This is a genomic window from Streptomyces boluensis (assembly GCF_009908195.1).
In the GTDB taxonomy this organism is placed as follows: Bacteria; Actinomycetota; Actinomycetes; order Streptomycetales; family Streptomycetaceae; genus Streptomyces; species Streptomyces boluensis.
The window spans coordinates 1-22,010 of the sequence record NZ_JAAAHS010000027.1; the positions used below are offsets into that span (position 1 = coordinate 1).

A 22,010-nucleotide genomic window follows, 5' to 3' on the forward strand; every position below is an offset into this window, starting at 1 on the left:
CCCCTGGGCCCTCAGCGCCCTCCGCCCCGCCGGTGACGCCGGTGGCCCTGAGCGCGCTGCTCGCCCTCGACGAGCTGGGCCTGCGCCAGATCGCCGGGCCACGCGCGCGTGAGGCGGGCACCGTCGTCCACTGGGCCCATACCTCCGAACTGGCCGACCCCTCCCCGTACTTGCTCGGCGGCGAACTGCTCCTGACGGCGGGGGTGCACATCGGCTCGGCCGGGGACGGCGACCTCGACGCGTACGTGGCGCGGATCGTGGCCGCGGGCGGCGCGGCCCTGGGCTTCGGCGTGGCCCCGGTGCACGACACCGTGCCGCGCGCCCTGACTGAGGCCTGCGACCGGCACGGCCTGCCCCTGGTCGAGGTGCCGCCGCAGACCACGTTCAGCGGCGTGGCCCGCGCGGTGTGGCGGCTGATGGCGGAGGCACGGCACGCGGAGCTGCGCCGGGTGGCGGAGGCGCAGCAGGGCCTCGCCACGGCTGCGGCACGGCCCGATCCGGTCCCGGCGGTGCTGCGCCAGCTCGCCACCCGGCTCGGCGGCGCGGCGCTGCTGTACGGCCCCGACGGTACGGAGCTGCAGGAGGCGGGCCGGACCCGGCAGGCGGCGCGGGCGGCGCTGCGCGAGCTGACCGACGTGGTGCGCCGCGCCACCCCCGGCGCCCCCGCCTCCGCGGCCGACACGGCCGGACCCGTCCACCTCACCGCGTACGCCCTGGGTGGCGGCCACGGGTTCGCGCTCGGCGTCGCCACGGAGCACCGCGCGGCCGGGGACCACACCATCACCGGGGCCGCCGTCGTCCTGCTCTCGCTGCTGACCGGCGAGCACCAGAGCGCCTCCGAGGCGTCCCGTTCGGCGGCCCTGGTCCGGCTGCTGCTCGGAACGTCACCCGAGTCGGCGGGCGCACTCCTGGGCAGCGAGGCGTGGCGGGTCGTGCACGCGCGCGTGGTGCCGTCGCGGGCGGTGCGGAACCCGCCCTCCCCCGCGGCGCTCGCGGTGACGCTCGGCACCCCGCTCGTCGACCCAGCCGACGACGACCCCGACACCGAGGTCGTACGCCTCCTCGTGCCCGCCGAGCACACCGTCGCCCCCGCGCCCGGCTGGACGCTCGGGGTGTCCGCGCCGGCCGACGTGCCGGACCTGGCCGCTGCCGACGCCCGCGCGGCACGCGCGCTGCGCCGCGCGGTGGCCACCCATGTGTCCCTGGTGCGGGATCAGGACTCGGGGCTCGCCGCCCTGGTCGGGCCTGCGGAGGCCGAGGCCCACGCGCGCGTGCTGCTCGCTCCGCTCGGCGAGGGCGGCGCGCTCGCCGAGACGCTGCGCACCTGGCTCTCGTTGCACGGCAGTTGGGACCGTACGGCCACGGCTCTCGGCGTGCACCGCAACACGGTCCGGCAGCGCGTCGGCCGCTGCGCCACCCTGCTGGATGCGGACCTGGACGATCCGGATGTGCGGATGGAGTTGTGGTTCGCGCTGCGGAACCGCTGATTCCGGTCACTTGAGTGCTGTTGGGCGGCTGTCGAAGGGCTGCCGGTCAGGTCCAGGGTTCGGGACGACGAGCCCACCCGCGCGGAGCCGACGGCACAATGGACCCCATGCCGATACCCAGCCGTGCCGCCCTCGTCGACCACCTCGTCCGCACCCGTATCGCCGGAGACGTCGCCACACCCCGCGACAACAACCTCTCCCACTACCGCCGGCTCGCGAACGGCGACCGTCACTACTGGCTCGGCCTGGAGCTCGGTGACCGCTGGACCGACGAGCAGGATGTGCTCGCCGTGATGGCGGAGCGCTGCGGTGTGAACGACGACCCGGAGCACCGCACCGGGCAGGACACCATCGACCCCGAGCTGACGGTCGACGCCCTGGAGCGGATGGCGGCCCGGCTGCGCAAGGCGGCCGCGGGCAAGGAACGTGTGCTGTTCGCGACCGGCCACCCCGGCGGCCTCCTCGACGTGCACCGCGCGACCGCGGCCGCGCTGCGCTCGGCGGGCTGCGAGATCGTGGTGATCCCGGGCGGCCTCACGGCCGACGAGGGCTATGTCTTCCAGTTCGCCGACGTGGCGGTCCTGGAGCGCGGCGCGACGCTGTGGCACACCCACTCCCCCGAGCCGATGAAGGCGATCCTGGACGGCCTGGAGCGCGACGGCCGCCCGCAGCCCGACCTCGTCGTCGCCGACCACGGCTGGGCGGGGTTCGCGGGTCAGCGCGGCCTGGACTCGATCGGGTACGCGGACTGCAACGACCCGGCGCTGTTCATCGGCGAGTCCGAGGGCACGCTGCAGGTGACGGTGCCGCTCGACGACCACGTCACGGACCCGCGGTTCTACGACCCGATGACGGCCTACCTGCTGGACTCCGCGGGCCTCTCACCGGCGGCCTGAGGACCGGGCGTCGGGTCCAGGTAGACCCGGCGGATCGCCGGGAAACGCTCCCTGAGCCGGCGCTCCAGGCGGTCGCAGGCCTGCTCGATCTCGGCGGCCCGCGACACGTTCCGGAAGTCGACCTTCGCCGCGACGAGCGCCTCGCGCGGGCCCTGGAGCAGCGTGGTCAGCTCCAGTACGCCGTCCACATGCGGGTCCGCCAGGAGCAGGGCCCGCACCTCGGCCCGCATCGGCGCGGGCAGCGGGCGCCCGATCAGGAGGTCGGCGTTGGAGCGGCCGAGGATCCAGGCGACGTAGATGAGCAGCAGGCCGATGCAGAGGGAGGCGGCGCCGTCCCAGGCGCTGGAGCCGGTGAGCTGGCCGCCGAGCAGTCCGCCCGCGGCGAGCACCAGACCGGCGAGCGCCGCGGTGTCCTCCAGGACGACGGCCTTCACCGCGGTGTCCGGGGTGTGCCGCAGATACCGCCCGAGGCGCACCTTGAACCGCTCCGCCTCGCCCCGCGCCTGCTTCAGACCGGTGCGCAGCGAGTAGCCCTCCAGGACGAACGCGACAGCGAGTACGACGTACGCCACGAGCGGATCGCCCGGCTCCTCGCCGTGCGTGAGCGTGTGGATGCCGTCGTACACGGCGAAGACGCCGCCGCCCACGAAGGTGGCGACGGCGGCGAGCAGCGCCCACAGATAGCGGGCGCCGCCGTAGCCGAGCGGATGGTCCTCGTCGGCGGGGCGCGCGCCGCTCTTGAGGGAGACGAGCAGCATCAGTTCGGTGACCGTGTCGGCCACCGAGTGCGCGGCCTCGGAGAGCATCGCGCTCGATCCGCTGATCACCCCGGCGATCGCCTTGGCGACGGCGATGCCGAGATTGGCCACCGCCGCGACGACGACGGTGAAGGTCGACTCCGGTTGCTCCTCGGGCCCTTGCCGCGTCTCGCTCACATCGCTCGCCATGGTCGGGACGCTATCCAGGGAGCGCGGTACGGGCTACTCGGCCGGCACGCACGCGTGGAGGCTGATTTCCCCGCGGGAACGGCCTACTTGGCGCGGGGTACGCGGACCACGCCTTCCTGGATGACCGAGATCGCGAGCTGCCCGTCACGCGTGTAGATCCGCGCCTGCCCGAGCCCGCGACCACCCGAGGCGGAGGGCGACTCCTGGTCGTAGAGCAGCCACTCGTCGGCGCGGAACGGCCGGTGGAACCACATCGCGTGGTCGAGCGAGGCGCCCACCACGTCGCCGACCGCCCAGCCGCCGCGCCCGTGCGCGAGCAGCACCGAGTCGAGCAGCGTCATGTCGGAGACGTACGTGGCGAGGCAGACGTGCAGCAGGGGGTCGTCGGCCAGCTTGCCGTTGGTGCGGAACCAGACCTGGGAGCGCGGCTCGCGCGGGGTGCCGACGCTGCCCCACGGAGGCGTCTCCGCGTACCGCAGGTCGACGGCGGCGCGGGCCTCGACCAGGCGCTCCGCCACCTCGGCCGGGAGGTGCCTGGGCAGCATCTCGGCGGCGGTGGGCAGCGACTCCGGGTCGGGCGCCGCGGGCATGGGCTCCTGGTGCTCGAGCCCGTCCTCGTACTCCTGGAAGGACGCGGAGAGGTGGAAGATCGGCTGCCCGTGCTGGACCGCCACCACACGGCGCGTGGTGAAGGACCGGCCGTCGCGGATGCGGTCGACCGTGTAGACGATCGGCGCGCCCGGGTCGCCGGGGCGCAGGAAGTACGCGTGCAGGGAGTGCGCCCCGCGCCCTTCGGGCACCGTGCGTCCGGCGGCGATCAGGGCCTGGGCCGCGACCTGGCCGCCGAACACCCGGGGCACGATCGCCGAACGCGACCGGCCCCGGAAGATGTCCTCCTCGATCCGCTCGAGGTCGAGGAGATCGAGGAGGCCGTCGAGAGCTTGGGTCACAGACCCATGTCCTTCGCGATGATCGTCTTCATGATCTCGCTCGTGCCGCCGTAGATGCGGTTGACGCGGTTGTCCGCGTAGAGGCGGGCGATCGGGTACTCGTTCATGAAGCCGTAGCCGCCGTGCAGCTGGAGGCAGCGGTCGATCACGCGGTGGGCGACCTCGGTGCAGAACAGCTTGGCGCTGGCGGCCTCGGCCGGGGTCAGCTCGCCCGCGTCGAGGGCCTCCAGGGCGCGGTCGGCGACGGCCTCGGCGGCGTCCACCTCGGCCTGGCAGGCGGCCAGTTCGAACTTGGTGTTCTGGAAGGAGGCGACCGTCTTGCCGAAGACCGTGCGGTCCTGGACGTACTCCTTGGCGAACCGGACGGCGGCCTTGGCCTGCGCGTAGGCGCCGAAGGCGATGCCCCAGCGCTCGGAGGCGAGGTTGTGGCCGAGGTAGTAGAAGCCCTTGTTCTCCTCGCCGAGCAGGTCCTCGACCGGGACCTTCACGTCGACGAACGCCAGCTCGGCGGTGTCGGAGGTCTTCAGGCCGAGCTTGTCGAGCTTGCGGCCGACGGAGTAGCCCTCGGACTTGGTGTCGACGGCGAAGAGAGAGATGCCGAAGCGGCGGTCCTCGGCCGTGGGGGCGGAGGTGCGGGCGCAGACGATGACCTTGTCGGCGTGGACGCCGCCGGTGATGAAGGTCTTGGCACCGTTGAGGACGTAGTGCGTGCCGTCCTCGGAGAGCTTGGCGGTGGTCTTCATGCCCGCGAGGTCGGAGCCGGTGCCCGGCTCGGTCATCGCGAGGGCCCACATCTCCTCGCCGGAGACGAACTTCGGCAGGAAGCGCTTCTTCTGCTCGTCGGTGGCGAGCATCTTGATGTACGGCAGGCCGAGCAGCACGTGCACGCCGGAGCCGCCGAACTGGACGCCCGCGCGGGACGTCTCCTCGTACATCACGGCCTCGAACTTGTACGAGTCGATGCCGGCGCCGCCGAACTCCTCGGGGACGCGGATGCCGAAGACGCCCAGCTCGGCGAGCTTGTAGTAGAAGTCGCGCGGCGCCTGGCCCGCGGCGAACCACTCGTCGTAGACGGGGACGACCTCGGCCTCGATGAAGGCGCGCAGGGTCTCCCGGAACGCCTCGTGGTCCTCATTGAAAACGGTACGGCGCACGGTCGGCCTCCTGGTCGTCTTCGGATCGCTCCCGGATGGCACATCCGCACACCGGCAGCACGCTGGCTAAGCGCTTGCTCAGACAGAAGTTACCCGGCAGTCTCCAAGGCTGTCCAGAGTGGATGAGCCGCGGCGTACGTCACATGCCGCGACCGGCACCACGCGCGCGCCCGCGAAGTGGCGACTCCCGCGCCGGTCCGGATCGGCCGACGCCGCCCAGCCGACACCCTCGACCGACGCCGCTCAGCCGACGCCGTCGGATGCGGCCGCCGCGAAGGCGCCGCGGGCGAGCCGGTGCAGGAGTCCCGCCATCGCACCGCGGCCGGGCAGCGGGCCGGGGCGGCTCAGGTGCGGCGTGGAGTTGAGCAGGCCGAAGACCGCGTGCACGGTCGCACGCGCCACCGCCTCGGTGAGCTGGGGGTAGACCTCGCGCACGACCTCCACCCACAGCTCCACGTACTGCCGCTGGAGCTGGCGGACCAGCTTGCGGTCGCTGTCGCGGAGGCGGTCGAGTTCGCGGTCGTGCAGGGTGATCAGGGGGCGGTCGTCGAGGGCGAAGTCGATATGGCCCTCGATCAGCGAGTCGAGCAGCTCGTCGGCGACGACCCCGCCGTCCCGCGCCTCGGTGGCGCGCAGCTTGCCGCCGGTCAGGAGGCGGCCACTGATGCCGACCAGGAGCTCGGCGAGCATCGCGTCCTTGCCCGCGAAGTGCCGATAGAGACCGGGGCCGCTGATGCCCACGGCGGCCCCTATCTCGTCGACGCCGACGCCGTGGAATCCACGCTCGGCGAAGAGGCGGGCGGCCTCCTTGAGGATCTGCTCGCGGCGGGTCGGGGCCGCACTGGTGGTGCTCATGAATTCATTCTAGACAGGGCGGTTAGCGGTCGTTAACCTGGTGGAAGCAGTGTTAACGCTCATTAACGTCGTGCGGCAGACCGTACGGGGTCATCACGGGCAAGTCGTACGGGCAAGGGGGCTCAGACGATGCAGCAGGCACCGGAGCTGACGAGCGGGGCGGACCCCGCGTCGGAGGCCTGGCGGGCCAACGAGGCGGCGCACCACGCCCTCGTCGACGAACTGCGCGACAAGCTCGCGCTGGCCCAGGCCGGCGGCGGCGAGAAGTCCCGCGCCCGGCATGTGGCACGCGGCAAGCTGCTGCCCCGCGACCGTGTGGACACGCTGCTCGACCCCGGCTCGCCCTTCCTCGAGCTGGCACCGCTCGCGGCGGACGGGATGTACGGCGGGGACGCGCCCGCGGCCGGGGTGATCGCCGGGATCGGCCGGGTCTCGGGCCGCGAGTGCGTGATCGTCGCCAATGACGCCACGGTCAAGGGCGGCACGTACTACCCGATGACGGTCAAGAAGCATCTGCGCGCCCAGGCGGTGGCGCTGGAGAACCGGCTCCCCTGTATCTACCTCGTGGACTCCGGCGGCGCCTTCCTGCCCATGCAGGACGAGGTCTTCCCGGACCGTGAGCACTTCGGGCGGATCTTCTACAACCAGGCGCGGATGTCGGCCGCGGGCATCCCGCAGATCGCCGCGGTCCTCGGCTCCTGCACGGCGGGCGGCGCCTATGTGCCCGCGATGAGCGACGAGGCGGTGATCGTGCGGAACCAGGGCACGATCTTCCTGGGCGGCCCGCCGCTGGTGAAGGCCGCCACGGGCGAGGTGGTGACCGCCGAGGAGCTGGGCGGCGGCGAGGTGCACGCGCGTACGTCCGGTGTGACCGACCACCTCGCGGAAGACGACGCGCACGCGCTGCGCATCGTGCGGAACATCGCGGCGACGCTGCCCGCGCGCGCGGAGCTCCCCTGGTCGGTGACGCCCACCGAGGAGCCCAAGGTCGATCCGTACGGCCTGTACGGCGCGGTGCCGGTCGATTCGCGCACGCCGTACGACGTCCGCGAGGTCATCGCGCGCGTGGTGGACGGTTCCCGCTTCCAGGAGTTCAAGGCGGAGTACGGCACGACCCTGGTGACGGGCTTCGCCCGGATCCACGGCCACCCGGTCGGCATCGTCGCCAACAACGGCATCCTGTTCTCCGAATCCGCCCAGAAGGGCGCCCACTTCATCGAGCTGTGCGACCAGCGCGGCATCCCGCTGCTGTTCCTGCAGAACATCTCGGGCTTCATGGTCGGCCGGGACTACGAAGCGGGCGGTATCGCCAAGCACGGCGCCAAGATGGTCACCGCGGTCGCCACCACGCGCGTGCCGAAGCTGACGGTCGTCATCGGCGGTTCGTACGGCGCGGGCAACTACTCGATGTGCGGCCGGGCCTATTCCCCCCGCTTCCTGTGGATGTGGCCCGGCGCCAAGATCTCCGTCATGGGCGGCGAGCAGGCCGCCTCGGTGCTCGCGACCGTCAAGCGCGACCAGTCGGAGGCACGCGGCGAGACCTGGGCGGCCGAGGACGAGGAGGCGTTCAAGGCCCCGATCCGCGAGCAGTACGAGTCGCAGGGGAACGCCTACTACGCCACGGCCCGGCTCTGGGACGACGGTGTGATCGACCCGTTGGAGACCCGCCAGGTGCTCGGTCTGGCCCTGACCGCCTGCGCCAACGCCCCGTTGCCCCAGCAGAACGACGGGGCCCCCGGCTTCGGCGTCTTCCGGATGTGAGGACCATGACTTCCACACCCATGAACGCCCGGAGTTCGGCCCCGACGCCGATGTTCGACACCGTCCTGGTCGCCAACCGCGGCGAGATCGCGGTCCGCGTGATCCGTACGCTGCGCGAGCTCGGGGTCCGCTCGGTGGCCGTGTACAGCGACGCGGACGCCGACGCCCGGCACGTCCACGAGGCCGACACCGCGGTGCGGATCGGGCCGCCGGCCGCCGCCGAGAGCTATCTGTCGGTGGAGCGGCTGCTCGAGGCGGCCACCAGGACCGGCGCCCAGGCGGTGCACCCGGGGTACGGATTCCTGGCGGAGAACGCCTCCTTCGCGCGTGCCTGCGTCGAGGCGGGCCTGAGCTTCATCGGCCCGTCCGCCGACGCCATCTCCCTGATGGGCGACAAGATCCGCGCCAAGGAGACCGTGCGGGCGGCCGGTGTCCCGGTGGTGCCCGGCTCCTCCGGCTCGGGCCTGTCCGACGGCGAACTGGCGGCGGCGGCACGGGAGATCGGCATGCCGGTGCTCCTGAAGCCCTCCGCGGGCGGCGGCGGCAAGGGCATGCGCCTGACCCGCCTGGAGTCGGCGCTCCTGGAGGAGATCGCGGCCGCCCGGCGTGAGGCACGCGCGTCCTTCGGCGACGACACGCTGCTCGTGGAGCGCTGGGTCGACCGGCCCCGGCACATCGAGATCCAGGTGCTCGCCGACACCCACGGGAACGTGATCCACCTCGGGGAGCGCGAGTGCTCCCTCCAGCGCCGCCACCAGAAGATCATCGAGGAGGCGCCGTCCGTCCTGCTCGACGAGGCGACCCGCGCGGCCATGGGCGCCGCCGCGGTCCAGGCGGCCCGCTCCTGCGGCTATGTCGGCGCGGGCACGGTGGAGTTCATCGTGCCGGGCGACGACCCCTCGGCGTACTACTTCATGGAGATGAACACCCGCCTCCAGGTGGAGCATCCGGTCACCGAGCTGGTCACCGGGCTCGACCTGGTGGAGTGGCAGCTGCGCGTCGCCGCAGGCGAGCGACTGCCGTACGGCCAGGAGGACATCAGCCTCACCGGGCACGCGGTGGAGGCCCGGATCTGCGCCGAGGACCCGGCGCGCGGGTTCCTGCCCTCCGGCGGCACGGTGCTCGCCCTGCGCGAGCCGCAGGGCGACGGGGTGCGCACCGACTCGGGCCTCTCCGAGGGCACGGAGGTCGGCAGTCTCTACGACCCGATGCTCTCCAAGGTGATCGCGTACGGCCCGGACCGGGCGACCGCGCTGCGCAAGTTGCGGGCCGCGCTCGCGCGCACGGTGACGCTCGGCGTGCCCACCAACGCGGGCTTCCTGCGCCGTCTGCTCGCCCATCCGGCCGTGGTGGCCGGGGAGTTGGACACCGGCCTGGTCGAGCGAGTGGCGGACGAGCTGGTCGAGAAGGGCGTCCCGGACGAGGTGTACGAGGCGGCGGCAGCGGTGCGGCTCGACCGGCTGGCCCCGCGCGGCGACGGCTGGGTCGACCCGTTCTCGGTGCCGGACGGCTGGCGGCTCGGCGGCACGCCCGCTCCGGTCGGCTTCGACCTGCGGGTGCCGGGGGCCGAACCCGTCACCCGCGCGGTGCGCGACCGGGGCCACCACGTCACGGCGGACCGGGTGACGGTCGCGGTGGACGGGATCACCCATACGTTCCACCGCGCGGGCGACTGGCTGGGCCGGGACGGCGACGCCTGGCACGTGCAGTCGTACGACACGGTCGCGGCGTCGCTGACCGGCGCCGCGCACGCCGGGGCGGACACACTGGCCGCGCCGATGCCCGGCACCGTCACGGTGGTGAAGGTCGCCGTGGGCGACGAAGTGGCCGCCGGACAGAGCCTGTTGGTGGTGGAGGCGATGAAGATGGAGCACGTCATCTCCGCACCGCACGCGGGCACGGTCGCCGAGCTGGACGTCGTCCCCGGCGCGACGGTCGCCATGGACCAGGTGCTGGCCGTGATCGCACCCCACGAGGACCCGGCCGACGCCTCCCCCGGCACCGAGGAGGCAGCGCGATGACCGCCGCCGAAGGCACCGAAGGCACCGAAGGCACCGACACCGGGCTGCCCATGGTCGTCCCGGCGTACGACCTGCCCGCGCGGGTGCGGATCCACGAGGTGGGCGCCCGTGACGGCCTGCAGAACGAGAAGGCGACGGTGCCGACCGAGGTCAAGGCGGAGTTCGTGCACCGCCTCGCCGCGGCCGGGCTCTCCACGGTCGAGGCGACCAGTTTCGTGCACCCCAAGTGGGTGCCCCAACTCGCCGACGCCGAGGCCCTCTTCCCGCTGCTCGGGGACATCGAGGGCGTCCACCTGCCGGTGCTCGTGCCGAACGAACGCGGGCTCGACCGGGCGCTCGACCTGGGCGCCCGGCGCATCGCGGTGTTCGGCTCCGCCACGGAGAGCTTCGCGCGGCGCAACCTGAACCGCTCGGTGGCCGAGTCGCTCGCGATGTTCGCGCCGGTCGTCGCGCGGGCGAAGGACGCCGGGGCGCATGTGCGCGGCTATCTGTCGATGTGCTTCGGCGACCCCTGGGAAGGCGCCGTTCCGGTGGGTCAAGTGGTGCGGGTCGCCAAGGAGTTGATGGACCTCGGCTGTGACGAGCTGAGCCTCGGCGACACCATCGGCGTGGCCACGCCCGGCCATGTGTTCGCCCTGCTCGCCGCGTTGAACGAAGCGGGCGTCGGCACCGACACCATCGGCGTGCACTTCCACGACACGTACGGCCAGGCGCTCTCCAACACGCTGGCCGCGCTGCAGCACGGGGTGAGCACCGTGGACGCCTCGGCGGGCGGTCTCGGCGGCTGCCCGTACGCCAAGAGCGCCACCGGGAACCTCGCCACCGAGGATCTCGTGTGGATGCTGCAAGGCCTCGGCATCGAGACCGGGGTCGACCTGGCGGCGCTCACCGCCACCAGCGCCTGGATGGCCGGGCATCTGGGCCGCCCGAGCCCGTCCCGCACCGTCCGCGCCCTCACCGGGGCCGGGACGGAGCCGCAGGACCCACAGGACCCACAGGACCCGTAAGACCCCTAAGACCCGTAAGAACCGCAGCCGGCGTCCCACCGGACCGCCGCCGCACCGCAACCGCAGGACCCCGAGGCCCACGAGGCCGGGGCGAACCCCGAGGAGTGACCATCATGGCTCTGGACCACCGGCTCTCCGCCGAGCACGAAGAACTGCGGCGCACCGTCGAGGAGTTCGCGCACGACGTGGTCGCCCCCAAGATCGGTGACTTCTACGAGCGGCACGAGTTCCCGTACGAGATCGTCCGCGACATGGGGCGGATGGGCCTGTTCGGGCTGCCGTTCCCCGAGGAGTACGGCGGGATGGGCGGCGACTATCTCGCCCTCGGCATCGCCCTCGAGGAGCTGGCCCGGGTCGACTCCTCGGTGGCGATCACCCTGGAGGCCGGGGTGTCGCTCGGCGCCATGCCGGTGTTCCGGTTCGGCACCGAGGAGCAGAAGCGGGAGTGGCTGCCGCGGATGTGTTCCGGGGAGGTCCTGGGCGCGTTCGGGCTGACCGAGCCGGAGTGCGGTTCGGACGCGGGCGGCACCCGGACTACGGCGGTACGGGATGGCGACGAGTGGGTGATCAACGGCACCAAGTGCTTCATCACCAACTCCGGTACGGACATCACCGGGCTCGTCACGGTGACCGCGGTGACCGGGCGCACCGAGGACGGCAGGCCGCTGATCTCGTCGATCATCGTGCCGTCGGGCACCCCGGGCTTCACGGTGGCGGCGCCGTACTCGAAGGTGGGGTGGAACGCCTCGGACACCCGCGAGTTGGCGTTCGCGGACGTGCGCGTCCCGGTGGGCAACCTGCTCGGTGACGAGGGCCGTGGGTACGCGCAGTTCCTGCGCATCCTGGACGAGGGCCGGGTGGCGATCTCGGCGCTGGCGACGGGGCTCGCGCAGGGCTGTGTCGACGAGTCGCTCGCGTACGCGAAGGAGCGGCGGGCGTTCGGCCGTCCGATCGGGGACAACCAGGCGATCCAGTTCAAGCTCGCGGACATGGAGATGAAGGCGCACACCGCGCGTCTCGCCTGGCGTGATGCGGCGTCCCGGCTGGTGAGCGGCGAGCCGTTCAAGAAGGAGGCGGCGCTGGCGAAGTTGTACTCGTCGACGGTGGCGGTCGACAACGCGCGGGAGGCTACGCAGATCCATGGGGGGTACGGGTTCATGAACGAGTTCCCGGTGGCTCGGATGTGGCGGGACTCCAAGATTCTGGAAATCGGGGAGGGCACTAGTGAGGTCCAACGCATGTTGATCGCGAGGGAGTTGGGGCTCACCGGCTGAGCCCCAGGCCCCCACCGGGCCTGGCCCGGTCCCGGTCGTCGTTCGTCTGCCGCGCCGTCGTGGCTGGTCGCGCAGTTCCCCGCGCCCCTAAGAGACGCGCCCCTAAGAGCCCGCGCCCCTAAGGGAAGGGGGGGTGGCTGGACCGGGAGAGCTTGTGGAGCTTAGGTTAGGTTAACCTAAGGCGAATTCCCGCCAGGTAGGCCTTCCTCGTCCACGAAAGCAGACACGACCATGCCCCAGGCCCGAGCCACCCGAGCGTCCCACCTCACCCGCCGCGGCCTGCTCGCCGCCGGTGGCGCAGTCTCCCTCGGTGCTCTGCTCACCGCCTGCGGCGACAAGGACGCGAAGGGTGGCTCGGAGTCCGGCAGCGGGACGAAGGGCCCCTGGTCGTTCAAGGACGACCGCGGCACCACGGCGAAGACGGACGCGCTGCCGAAGAACATCGTGGCGTTCACCGGCACGGCCGCCGCGCTGTACGACTACGGCATCAAGGTCAAGGGCGTCTTCGGCCCGACCAAGGGCAAGGGCGGCAAGCCCGACGTGCAGGCCGGCGACATGGACATAGCCGAGCTGAAGATCCTCGGCAACGAATGGGGCCAGTTCAACGTCGAGCAGTACGCGGCGCTCGCGCCCGAACTGCTGATCACGGACATGTGGCTGAAGGACGCCCTCTGGTACGTGCCGGACGAGTCCAAGGACAAGATCCTGAAGCTGGCCCCGAGCGTCGCCCTGTGGGCCGCCGAGACCAGCATGCCGAAGGCCCTCCAGCGCCGCGCCGAGCTGGCCGAGTCGCTCGGCGCCGACCTGAAGGCGAAGAAGGTCACCGACGCGAAGGCCCGGTTCGAGAAGGCCGCCGAGCGGCTGCGCCAGGCCGCGAAGGCGAAGCCGGAGATCCGGGTCATGATCGGCTCGGCGAGCGCCGAACTCTTCTATGTGACGCTGGCGAAGACCTCCGCCGACACCCGCTACTTCGAGGAGCTGGGCGTCAAGTTCGCCCAGCCGAAGGTGAACGCGCAGGGCTTCTTCGAGGAGCTCAGCTGGGAGAACGTCGACAAGTACGAGGCGGACGTCATCATCATGGACAACCGCACCTCGGCCATCCAGCCCGCCGACCTCGACAAGTCCAAGCCGACCTGGAAGAAGCTGCCCGCCGTGAAGGCCGGCCAGGTCGTGCCGCGCGTGACCGAGCCCATCTACTCGTACGCCAAGTGCGCCCCCGTCCTGGAGGACCTCGCCAAGGCGATCGAGGGTGCGAAGAAGGTCACCAAGTGACCGCCGCCTCCGCCCCCTTCGAGCTGTTCCGGCTTGAAGTGGAGCGGGTGACGCGGCTCTCGCCCTCGCTGGTGCGGGTCACGTTCACCGGCGCCGGACTCGACGGCTTCGCGAGCGGCGGGCTCGACCAGAGCCTGTCGCTGTTCCTGCCACTGCCGGGCCAGCCGGAGCCGGTGCTTCCGCCGGCCTCGGACGACCCGGCGGGCTGGTACGCGGCGTATCGCGCGATGCCGCACGACACCCGTGCGGTGATGCGTTCGTACACGGCACGCGAGCAGCGTCGCAGTCCCGCCGACGAGCTCGACATCGACTTCGCGGTGCATCCGGACGGCGGCCCCGCCTGCGCGTGGGCGGAGCGGGCCGAGCCGGGCGACCGGGTCGCGGTGCTCGGCCCCACCGGGCCGGACAACAACGGCATCCGCTTCCATCGGCCCGAGTCCGCCGAGTGGGTGCTGCTCTGGGCCGACGAGACGGCGCTTCCGGCCGCCGCGTCGATCCTGGAGTCGCTGCCCGCGGGTACGAAGGCGAAGGTCTGGCTCGAAGTCCCGTACGCGGACGACCAATTGGAGCTGAAGACCGAGGCGGACGCCGAGATCCACTGGCTGGTGCGCGAGGTCACGGAGGCCTCGGGCGCGGACCGTACGGAGCGGACGGTCGAGGCGGTACGGGCCGCTGCGCTGCCGGAGACGGTGCCGTACTGCTGGATCGCCGGTGAGGCCGGGACGGTCAAGGCGTTGCGCCGGCATCTCGTGAACGAGCGGCAGTTCGACCGCAAGTCGGTTTCCTTCACCGGGTATTGGCGCCGCGGTATCTCCGAGGACGGGATACGCGAGGAGGCGTCAGCGTAGGTACCTGGGGCTGCGCCCCAGACCCCCCATCGGCCTTCGGCCTCGTCCTCAATCGCCGGACGGGCTGAATTCCAAAGCCCCGACCGGCCGGCTCCCCCCAACTCGACGCCCCCGTACGACGGTCCGTACGGGGGCGTCGTCATGTCCTCAACTGCCTGCGGCACGTGCCCAGTTGACCTTGCGAGGGGGCATGCCTCACACGTGCCCCCGAGCGCCCCTGGCGCGCCCCCCGAGGTGGCAGTGAATCTGTGAGTCTGCCGTGGAGCAGCGATTTAAGGTTAGGCTAACCTAAGTCCACTGCCCGGAGCCCGTTTCCCGTTCCATGGGTACGGCCCAACGTCCCCTTTTGGGAGGACCGTTCATGAGTCTCCTCGCGCCCAGGTCTCATCTGCTCAACGGCCTGAACGCGGAGGCCTACCGCCGCTGCATCGCCGAAGGCGCCGACCGTGTCGCCGCTCGACTCGCCGCCGTCGAAGGCCCGTTCACCGGGATCACGCCGGACCGGCTCGCCCCCACCGTCGACGCCGTGGATCTGGACCGCCCACTGCACGACGCGTCCGCCGCTCTCGACGAGCTCGAAGAGACCTATCTGCGCGACGCCGTCTACTTCCACCACCCGCGCTACCTCGCCCACCTCAACTGCCCCGTCGTCATCCCCGCCGTGCTCGGCGAGGCCGTCCTCAGCGCCGTCAACTCCTCGCTCGACACCTGGGACCAGTCCGCCGGCGCCACCCTCATCGAGCGCCGCCTGATCGACTGGACCGCGGGGCGCGTCGGACTCGGCCCGGCCGCCGACGGGGTGTTCACCAGTGGCGGCACCCAGTCCAACCTGGAGGCGCTGCTCCTTGCCCGGGAGGAGTCCAAGTCCGCCGAAGACCTGTCGAAGCTGCGGGTGTTCGCCTCCGAGGCGAGCCACTTCAGCGTGCAGAAGTCGGCCAAGCTCCTCGGCCTGTCCGCCGAGGCCGTGGTCTCCGTGCCCTGCGACCGCAACAAGCGGATGCGGACCGTGTCCCTCGCCCACGAGCTGGAGAAGTGTGTCCGCGAGGGCTTCACGCCGATGGCGATCGTGGCCACCGCGGGCACCACCGACTTCGGCTCGATCGACCCGCTGCCGGAGATCGCCGAGCTGGCCGCGCGGCACGACACCTGGCTGCACGTGGACGCCGCCTACGGCTGCGGGCTGCTCGTGTCGCTGAAGAACCGTCATCTGCTCGACGGCATCGAGCGGGCCGACTCGGTCACCGTGGACTACCACAAGTCCTTCTTCCAGCCGGTGAGTTCCTCCGCGCTCCTGGTCCGCGACCGGACGACGCTGCGGCACGCCACGTACCACGCGGACTACCTCAATCCGCGGCGCACCGTCGAGGAGCGGATCCCCAACCAGGTCGACAAGTCCCTGCAGACCACCCGCCGCTTCGACGCCCTGAAGCTCTGGATGACGCTGCGGGTGCTCGGCGCCGAGGGGATCGGCGCCCTCTTCGACGAGGTCTGTGAACTCGCCTCGGACGGCTGGCGGCTGCTCGCCCTCGACCCGCGCTTCGACGTGGTGGTGGAGCCGCAGCTGTCCACGCTGGTCTTCCGCTACATACCGGAGCGCGTCACGGACCCGGCCGAGATGGACCGCGCCAACCTCCATGCGCGTAAAGCCCTGTTCGCCTCCGGGGACGCGATCGTCGCCGGTACGAAGGCGGGCGGACGGCACTACCTGAAGTTCACCCTGCTCAACCCCGAGACGACCACCGCCGACATCGCCGCAGTCCTCGATCTGATCGCGGGCCACGCCGAGCAGTACCTGGGAGACTCCCTTGTCCGAGCCTCGTGACCACTCCGGTCCTCGTGAGACCAATGAGCCGTACGACCTGATCGGTATCGGTCTCGGCCCGTTCAACCTGGGTCTGGCCTGCCTGACCGAGCCGCTCGACGAGCTGAACGCCCTGTTCCTCGACGCCAAGCCGGACTTCGACTGGCACTCCGGGATGTTCCTGGAGGGCGCGCATCTGCAGACGCCGTTCATGTCGGACCTGGTCACGCTCGCCGACCCGACCTCGCCGTACTCCTTCCTCAAGTACCTGAAGGAATCAGGGCGGTTGTACTCCTTCTACATCCGGGAGAACTTCTATCCGCTGCGCACCGAGTACAACGACTACTGCCGGTGGGCCGCCGACCAGCTGACCTCCGTGCGCTTCAGTACGACGGTCACCGAGGTCACGTACGACAGCGGGGCCGAGCTGTACACGGTGACGACCGCCGCCAGGGACACGTTCCGGACCCGGCACCTCGTGCTCGGCACCGGCACCCCGCCGCACATCCCGGAGGCGTGCGCGGACCTCGGCGGTGACTTCATCCACAACTCCCGTTACGTACAGAGCAAGCAGGAGCTGCAGGCCAAGGAGTCGATCACCCTCGTCGGCAGCGGGCAGAGCGCCGCGGAGATCTACCTCGACCTGCTGAGCGAGATCGACACATACGGCTACCGGCTCAACTGGGTCACCCGCTCGCCCCGGTTCTTCCCGCTCGAATACACCAAGCTGACCCTGGAGATGACCTCCCCGGAGTACATCGACTACTTCCGCTCGCTGCCCGAGGAGACCCGCTACCGCCTGGAGGGCAGCCAGAAGGGCCTGTTCAAGGGCATCGACGGGGATCTCGTCGACGCGATCTTCGACCTGCTCTACGAGAAGAACGTCAAGGGGCCGGTGCCGACCCGCCTGATGACCAACACGGCGCTCACCTCGGCGGCGTACGAGGACGGCGCGTATCTGCTCGGGCTCCGGCAGGAGGAGCAGGGCGAGGAGTTCGCGCTGCGCACCGACGGCCTGATCCTCGCCACCGGCTACCGCTACCGGGTGCCGGAGTTCCTCGACCCGATACGTGAGCGGCTGGTCTTCGACGGCCACGGCCGCTTCGACGTGGCCAGGAACTACAGCATCGACACCACCGGGCGCGGTGTGTTCCTGCAGAACGCCGGGGCGCACACCCACTCCATCACCAGCCCCGACCTGGGCATGGGCGCCTACCGCAACTCGTACATCATCGCCGAGCTCCTGGGCCGGGAGGCCTACCCGGTCGAGAAGGCCATCGCCTTCCAGGAGTTCGCGGCACCGAAGGGCACCGTCTCATGAGCCTCGACACCCCACCCGAGGTAACCGACCCCACCGCCGCCGCCTCGCCCGAGCTGCTCGACCAGCTGCTCAGCCGCCAGGAGCGGCGCGAGTCCGCCGCCCGTACCTACGCCCGTACGCTGCCGGTCGCACCGGTGCGCGCGCTCGGCGCGCAGGTGACGGGCGCGGACGGCCGCACGTACCTCGACTGCCTGTCCGGCGCGGGCACCCTCGCGCTCGGCCACAACCACCCCGAGGTCGTCGCGGCGCTCCGCGGCGACCTGGACTCCGGGGTCCCGCTGCACGCGCTCGACCTGATCACGCCGCAGAAGGACGCGTTCAGCGAGGAGTTGCTGTCCCGGCTGCCCGGCACGCTGCGGGACGCGGCGCGGCTGCACTTCTGCGGTCCGGCCGGCACCGATGCCGTCGAGGCCGCCCTGAAGCTGGCGCAGACGGCGACCGGGCGGCGCTCGGTGGTGGCGTTCAGCGGCGCGTACCACGGCATGACGCTCGGCGCGTCCGCCGTGTCCGGGCCCGCGCGGATGCGCGCCACGGTCGGCGCGGACGCCGTGCCGGTGACCCGGATCCCGTTCCCGTACGCCTACCGCTGCCCGTTCGGCGTGGGCGCACCGCAGTCCGGGGAGCTCTCCGCCCGCCTCCTGGAGAGCTTCCTCACCGACCCGAGCAGCGGCGTGGCGAAGCCGGCCGCCGTCATCCTGGAGGTCGTCCAGGGCGAGGGCGGGGTGATCGAGGGACCGGACACGTGGCTGCGCGAGATCCGCCGGATCACCGAGGAGCACGGCATCGTCCTGATCGTCGACGAGGTGCAGACCGGAGTGGGCCGTACCGGACACTTCTGGGCCTGCGAGCGGGCCGGGGTCACGCCCGACGTACTCGTGATGTCCAAGGCCGTCGGCGGCGGGCTGCCGCTCGCGGTCATCGCCTACCGGCCCGAGCTCGACCAGTGGCTGCCCGGCGACCACACCGGCACGTTCCGCGGCAACACCCTCGCCATGACCGCGGGCCGGGTCACCCTGCGCACCGTCGCCGAACAGCAGCTGCCCGAACGTGCCGCGAAGCTCGGGGAACGACTCCGGCTCGGTCTGCGTCAACTCGCCGATGAACATGCGAGGTTGGGCGACGTACGCGGGCGTGGGCTGATGAACGGTGTGGAGCTGGTCGACCCGGACGCCGCGCCGGACCACCTCGGCTCGCGCCCCGCCGACCCGGCGTTCGCGCGTGCGCTGCGCGCGGCCTGCCTGGACCAGGGCCTGATGCTCGAACTGGGCGGCCGCTCGGACAGTGTGCTCAGGCTGCTGCCGCCCCTTGTCGTCACGGACGCCGAGCTCGACTCGGTCCTGGAGCGGCTCGCCGCCGCCCTGCGCGCCGCGGAGCGTGACCGGTGAGCGGCGTGGACCCGAGCAGCGTCGCGGGCGGCACCCAAGGGCCCGCCGCGCTGCGGAAGTTGACCGACACCGTGCTCACGGCGCTCGCCGACGGCGCCGTGGACCGCGGTGGTCCGCTGCCCGCGGGCGGCCCGGACACGGTCGCCGCCGACGTACGGGCGCACCTCACGCCCGTGCTTCCCCCGACCGGTATCGGGGCGGAGGCCGCGCTGCGGGATGTCGTACGGTCCGTGGCGCGGGGCGCCGCCGATCCGTCCGATCCGCACTGCGTGGCGCATCTGCACTGCGCGCCGCTGGCCGTCGCAGCGGCCGCCGACCTCGCGGCGTCGGCGCTGAACCCGTCGATGGACTCCTGGGACCAGGCACCGGCGGCGGGCGTCGTCGAGGCCGAGGTCACCAAGTCCCTTGCGGAGCTGGTGTATCCGGGCCGTACGGACACTCCGGACGAGTCGCCACCGGACGCGCTGATCACCAGTGGCGGCACCGAGTCCAACCTGGTGGCGCTGCTGCTCGCCCGGGAGCGGGCGCGGGCCGCCGGGGAGCGCACCGTACAGGTGGTGTGCGGGGCGAACGCGCACCACAGCGTGGTCCGCGCCGCCTGGATGCTGGGCCTGCCGACCCCGGCGGTCGTGGAGTGCCGGGAGGGCCGGATGGTGCCCGCGGCGCTCGCGCGGGTGCTCGACGCGTACGCGGGCATGCCGGTCCTGGTCGTCGCCACGGCGGGCACCACGGACGAGGGTCTGATCGACCCGCTGCCCGAGCTCGCCGACATCGCCGAGGAGCGCGGCGCCGCCCTGCACGTGGACGCGGCGTACGGCGGTCCGCTGCTGTTCAGCGACCGGCTCGCGCCCCGGCTCGCGGGGATCGAGCGGGCCGCGTCGGTCACGTTCGACCTGCACAAGCTGGGCTGGCAGCCGGTGGCGGCCGGGGTCCTGGCCGTACGGGACGCCCGTGACGTGGACCATCTCTCGTTCCAGGCCGACTACTTGAACGCGGACGACGACACCGAGGCGGGGCTGCCCGATCTGCTCGGCCGGTCCATCCGCACCTCGCGCCGGCCGGACGCGCTGAAGATCGCGGTCACGCTGCGGGCGCTCGGGCGGCAGGGGCTCGGCGCGCTGGTCGAGCACTGTGTGACGACGGCCGAGGAGTTCACGCGGGCGGTCGAGGCCCACCCGGAGCTGCGGGCCCGCCCCGGCGAGCCGGGCATCAGCACCGTCCTGTTCCGCCCGCGCGCCGCCGACGCGCTGCCCGCCGCCGAGGGGGACGCGCTGGTCGCGGCGGTACGGCGGCGGCTGCTCGACGAGGGCCGCGGCGTGGTCGGCCGGGCCGTCGCCGAAGACGCCGACGGGGAGCGGAAGTTGTGGCTGAAGGCCACCCTGCTGCACCCCCGTTCGGGCGCCGCCGACCTGACGGGGCTGCTCAAACTGGTCGCCGACTGCGCGGCCGAGGAGAGCGGCGTCGCCGAGGGCGGCACCGCGAGCCGTACCGAGCGCGGCACCCCGAGCCGTACCGAGAGCGGCGGCGAGCGCGGCATCCCGCACCCACCGGCCACCGGAAGCACCGAGAACCCCCAGGGAGTCCCCCAGTGAGCACCGCACCCGACGAAGAGACCTTCGACCTGGTCGGAGTGGGCATCGGCCCCTTCAACCTGTCGCTCGCCGCGCTCGCGGACGGGGTGCCGGGGCTGCGTACCGCGTTCCTGGAACAGCGCACCGCCTTCCACTGGCACCCGGGTCTGCTGATCGAGGGCGCCACCCTGCAAGTCCCGTTCCTCGCCGACCTGGTGAGCCTCGTGGAGCCGACCAGCCCCTGGTCGTTCCTGAACTACATCAAGACCCGGGAGCGTCTCTTCCCGTTCTACTTCGCGGAGAAGTTCCACATCCAGCGGGAGGAGTACGACGCGTACTGCCGCTGGGTGAGCGGGCAGTTGGCCTCCTGCCGGTTCGGGCACCAGGTGGACACGGTCCGCTGGGACGCCGCGCGTGCCGCCTTCGAGGTGGGCTTCACCCGGCTCGACGAGGACGGCGGCGCCGAGGGCGTGGGCCGCTACTTCGCCCGCCATCTGGCCCTCGGCGTGGGCACCGCCCCGAGCGTGCCGCAGGCGCTGCGGGAACTCGCCGACGACCCCGCCGTACCGGTCTGGCACTCGGCCGAATACCTGGGCAGGCGGGACGAGTTGCTCGCCGCCGGGCACGTCACGGTGGTCGGCTCGGGCCAGTCTGGCGCGGAGGTCTTCCTCGACCTGCTGCGGCAGCGCCCGCAGGGAGCCGAGGGCCTGACGTGGCTGGCCCGCACGGAGGCGTTCGCGCCGATGGAGTACAGCAAGCTGGGGCTCGAACAGTTCACCCCGGACTACACGCGCTACTTCCACGGCCTGGCCGAGCCCGTACGCGATCAACTGATGCCCCGGCAGTGGCAGTTGCACAAGGGCGTCAGCGGGGACACGCTCGGCGAGATCCACGACGAGCTGTACCGCCGCACCCTGGACGGCGGCTGGCCGGACGCCACGCTCACCCCCGGAGTGGCCGTGGACGCGGCGGTACGCAGCGGGGAGCGGATCGAGCTGAGCCTGAGCCATGCCCAACAGGGCGCCGGTGGACGGCTGTTGACGGACGCCGTGGTGGCCGCCACGGGGTACGCGGAGCGTTCCGTGGACGGGCTGATCGAGCCGCTGCTCCCGCATCTGTCGCGGGACGGTTCGGGCCGGCCCGACATCGACGAGCGGTACCGGCTCGTCCTCGACGAGCAGGTGGACGGCTCGGTGTTCGTGCAGAACGCGGAGCGGCACACGCACGGGGTGGGCGCGCCCGATCTGGGCCTGGCCGCCTGGCGCTCGGCGGTGATCCTCAACTCCCTTACGGGGGGCGCCGCCTACCCGCTGCCGGAGCGGACCGCGTTCACCACGTTCGGCCTGGCCCCGGCCGGGACTGTGCCCGCACAGGATGCCGCGCAGGAGACCGGACACCAGGGCTTGCGCACCAGGTAAGCCTTACCTAAGTTATTCATTGGCCGTCTGACCGTCGCACCC

At 71.9% G+C, this 22,010-nt stretch carries 17 protein-coding genes; 13 read left to right on the forward strand and 4 right to left on the reverse strand.

Annotation, left to right across the window (positions count from 1 at the left end):
- Nucleotides 1–32: 32 nt before the first annotated feature.
- Both GUY60_RS06205 and GUY60_RS06210 read left to right on the forward strand, forming a co-directional pair.
- Nucleotides 33–1,487: a PucR family transcriptional regulator gene (locus GUY60_RS06205; protein WP_161694629.1), complete on the forward strand. Its 1,455-nt coding sequence runs from the start codon at nt 33–35 to the stop codon at nt 1,485–1,487.
- Nucleotides 1,488–1,594: 107 nt separating this feature from the next.
- Complete coding sequence (locus tag GUY60_RS06210; protein WP_161694631.1) at nt 1,595–2,383, forward strand: phosphatase; 789 nt, start codon at nt 1,595–1,597, stop codon at nt 2,381–2,383.
- Here the strand turns inward: GUY60_RS06210 and GUY60_RS06215 are convergent.
- The 4 genes from GUY60_RS06215 to GUY60_RS06230 form a co-directional block, all read right to left on the reverse strand.
- Nucleotides 2,344–3,330, reverse strand: coding sequence for a cation diffusion facilitator family transporter (locus GUY60_RS06215; protein ID WP_161694633.1), 987 nt, complete (start codon nt 3,328–3,330; stop codon nt 2,344–2,346). The two genes, GUY60_RS06210 and GUY60_RS06215, sit on opposite strands and share 40 nt — an antisense overlap.
- 83 nt (nt 3,331–3,413) lie before the next feature.
- Nucleotides 3,414–4,280 carry an acyl-CoA thioesterase II gene (gene tesB / locus GUY60_RS06220; RefSeq protein ID WP_161694634.1) on the reverse strand — a complete coding sequence of 289 codons (867 nt, stop codon included), beginning with the start codon at nt 4,278–4,280 and terminating at the stop codon, nt 3,414–3,416.
- Nucleotides 4,277–5,434, reverse strand: coding sequence for an acyl-CoA dehydrogenase family protein (locus GUY60_RS06225; RefSeq protein ID WP_161694636.1), 1,158 nt, complete (start codon nt 5,432–5,434; stop codon nt 4,277–4,279). The genes tesB and GUY60_RS06225 overlap by 4 nt, the downstream gene beginning before the upstream one ends.
- A gap of 243 nt (nt 5,435–5,677) precedes the next feature.
- Nucleotides 5,678–6,289, reverse strand: a complete 612-nt coding sequence (locus GUY60_RS06230) for an SACE_7040 family transcriptional regulator (protein ID WP_161694638.1) — start codon at nt 6,287–6,289, stop codon at nt 5,678–5,680.
- A 129-nt stretch (nt 6,290–6,418) separates the two neighbouring features.
- Between GUY60_RS06230 and GUY60_RS06235 the strand changes: the two genes are divergently transcribed.
- The 11 genes from GUY60_RS06235 (at nt 6,419) to GUY60_RS06285 (ending at nt 21,968) form a co-directional block, all read left to right on the forward strand.
- On the forward strand, nt 6,419–8,050 hold the full coding sequence (locus GUY60_RS06235) for a carboxyl transferase domain-containing protein (protein WP_161694640.1): 1,632 nt from the start codon (nt 6,419–6,421) through the stop codon (nt 8,048–8,050).
- 50 nt (nt 8,051–8,100) lie between these two features.
- A complete protein-coding gene (locus GUY60_RS06240; RefSeq protein ID WP_161694680.1) occupies nt 8,101–10,071 on the forward strand; it encodes an ATP-binding protein in 1,971 nt (656 codons plus the stop codon).
- Entirely contained in the window at nt 10,068–11,078 is a 1,011-nt protein-coding gene (locus GUY60_RS06245) for a hydroxymethylglutaryl-CoA lyase (RefSeq protein ID WP_161694642.1), read from the forward strand. Before GUY60_RS06240 ends, GUY60_RS06245 begins: the two co-directional genes overlap by 4 nt.
- Nucleotides 11,079–11,191: 113 nt before the next feature.
- On the forward strand, nt 11,192–12,352 hold the full coding sequence (locus GUY60_RS06250; protein ID WP_161694644.1) for an acyl-CoA dehydrogenase family protein: 1,161 nt from the start codon (nt 11,192–11,194) through the stop codon (nt 12,350–12,352).
- Between the two features lie 231 nt (nt 12,353–12,583).
- Nucleotides 12,584–13,624: an ABC transporter substrate-binding protein gene (locus tag GUY60_RS06255; protein ID WP_161694646.1), complete on the forward strand. Its 1,041-nt coding sequence runs from the start codon at nt 12,584–12,586 to the stop codon at nt 13,622–13,624.
- Nucleotides 13,621–14,472, forward strand: a complete 852-nt coding sequence (locus GUY60_RS06260) for a siderophore-interacting protein (protein WP_161694648.1) — start codon at nt 13,621–13,623, stop codon at nt 14,470–14,472. The genes GUY60_RS06255 and GUY60_RS06260 overlap by 4 nt, the downstream gene beginning before the upstream one ends.
- 361 nt (nt 14,473–14,833) lie before the next feature.
- Nucleotides 14,834–16,294 (forward strand): pyridoxal phosphate-dependent decarboxylase family protein, encoded by a 1,461-nt coding sequence (locus tag GUY60_RS06265; RefSeq protein WP_161694650.1) that lies wholly within the window; start codon nt 14,834–14,836, stop codon nt 16,292–16,294.
- Complete coding sequence (locus GUY60_RS06270) at nt 16,278–17,594, forward strand: lysine N(6)-hydroxylase/L-ornithine N(5)-oxygenase family protein (protein ID WP_161694652.1); 1,317 nt, start codon at nt 16,278–16,280, stop codon at nt 17,592–17,594. The genes GUY60_RS06265 and GUY60_RS06270 overlap by 17 nt, the downstream gene beginning before the upstream one ends.
- On the forward strand, nt 17,591–18,979 hold the full coding sequence (locus tag GUY60_RS06275; RefSeq protein ID WP_161694654.1) for a diaminobutyrate--2-oxoglutarate transaminase family protein: 1,389 nt from the start codon (nt 17,591–17,593) through the stop codon (nt 18,977–18,979). The genes GUY60_RS06270 and GUY60_RS06275 overlap by 4 nt, the downstream gene beginning before the upstream one ends.
- Nucleotides 18,976–20,571, forward strand: coding sequence for a pyridoxal phosphate-dependent decarboxylase family protein (locus GUY60_RS06280; protein WP_161694655.1), 1,596 nt, complete (start codon nt 18,976–18,978; stop codon nt 20,569–20,571). Before GUY60_RS06275 ends, GUY60_RS06280 begins: the two co-directional genes overlap by 4 nt.
- Nucleotides 20,568–21,968, forward strand: a complete 1,401-nt coding sequence (locus tag GUY60_RS06285) for a lysine N(6)-hydroxylase/L-ornithine N(5)-oxygenase family protein (protein WP_161694656.1) — start codon at nt 20,568–20,570, stop codon at nt 21,966–21,968. Before GUY60_RS06280 ends, GUY60_RS06285 begins: the two co-directional genes overlap by 4 nt.
- The last annotated feature ends 42 nt before the right edge of the window (nt 21,969–22,010 follow it).

Bases quoted from the DNA above. Each gene is read 5' to 3' on its own strand.
- GUY60_RS06210 (WP_161694631.1), top strand. From the start codon at position 1,595: ATGCCGATACCCAGCCGTGCCGCCCTCGTCGACCACCTCGTCCGCACC.
- GUY60_RS06215 (WP_161694633.1), bottom strand. From the start codon at position 3,330: ATGGCGAGCGATGTGAGCGAGACGCGGCAAGGGCCCGAGGAGCAACCG.
- GUY60_RS06230 (WP_161694638.1), bottom strand. From the start codon at position 6,289: ATGAGCACCACCAGTGCGGCCCCGACCCGCCGCGAGCAGATCCTCAAG.
- GUY60_RS06235 (WP_161694640.1), top strand. From the start codon at position 6,419: ATGCAGCAGGCACCGGAGCTGACGAGCGGGGCGGACCCCGCGTCGGAG.
- GUY60_RS06240 (WP_161694680.1), top strand. From the start codon at position 8,101: ATGTTCGACACCGTCCTGGTCGCCAACCGCGGCGAGATCGCGGTCCGC.
- GUY60_RS06245 (WP_161694642.1), top strand. From the start codon at position 10,068: ATGACCGCCGCCGAAGGCACCGAAGGCACCGAAGGCACCGACACCGGG.
- GUY60_RS06250 (WP_161694644.1), top strand. From the start codon at position 11,192: ATGGCTCTGGACCACCGGCTCTCCGCCGAGCACGAAGAACTGCGGCGC.
- GUY60_RS06255 (WP_161694646.1), top strand. From the start codon at position 12,584: ATGCCCCAGGCCCGAGCCACCCGAGCGTCCCACCTCACCCGCCGCGGC.
- GUY60_RS06265 (WP_161694650.1), top strand. From the start codon at position 14,834: ATGAGTCTCCTCGCGCCCAGGTCTCATCTGCTCAACGGCCTGAACGCG.
- GUY60_RS06275 (WP_161694654.1), top strand. From the start codon at position 17,591: ATGAGCCTCGACACCCCACCCGAGGTAACCGACCCCACCGCCGCCGCC.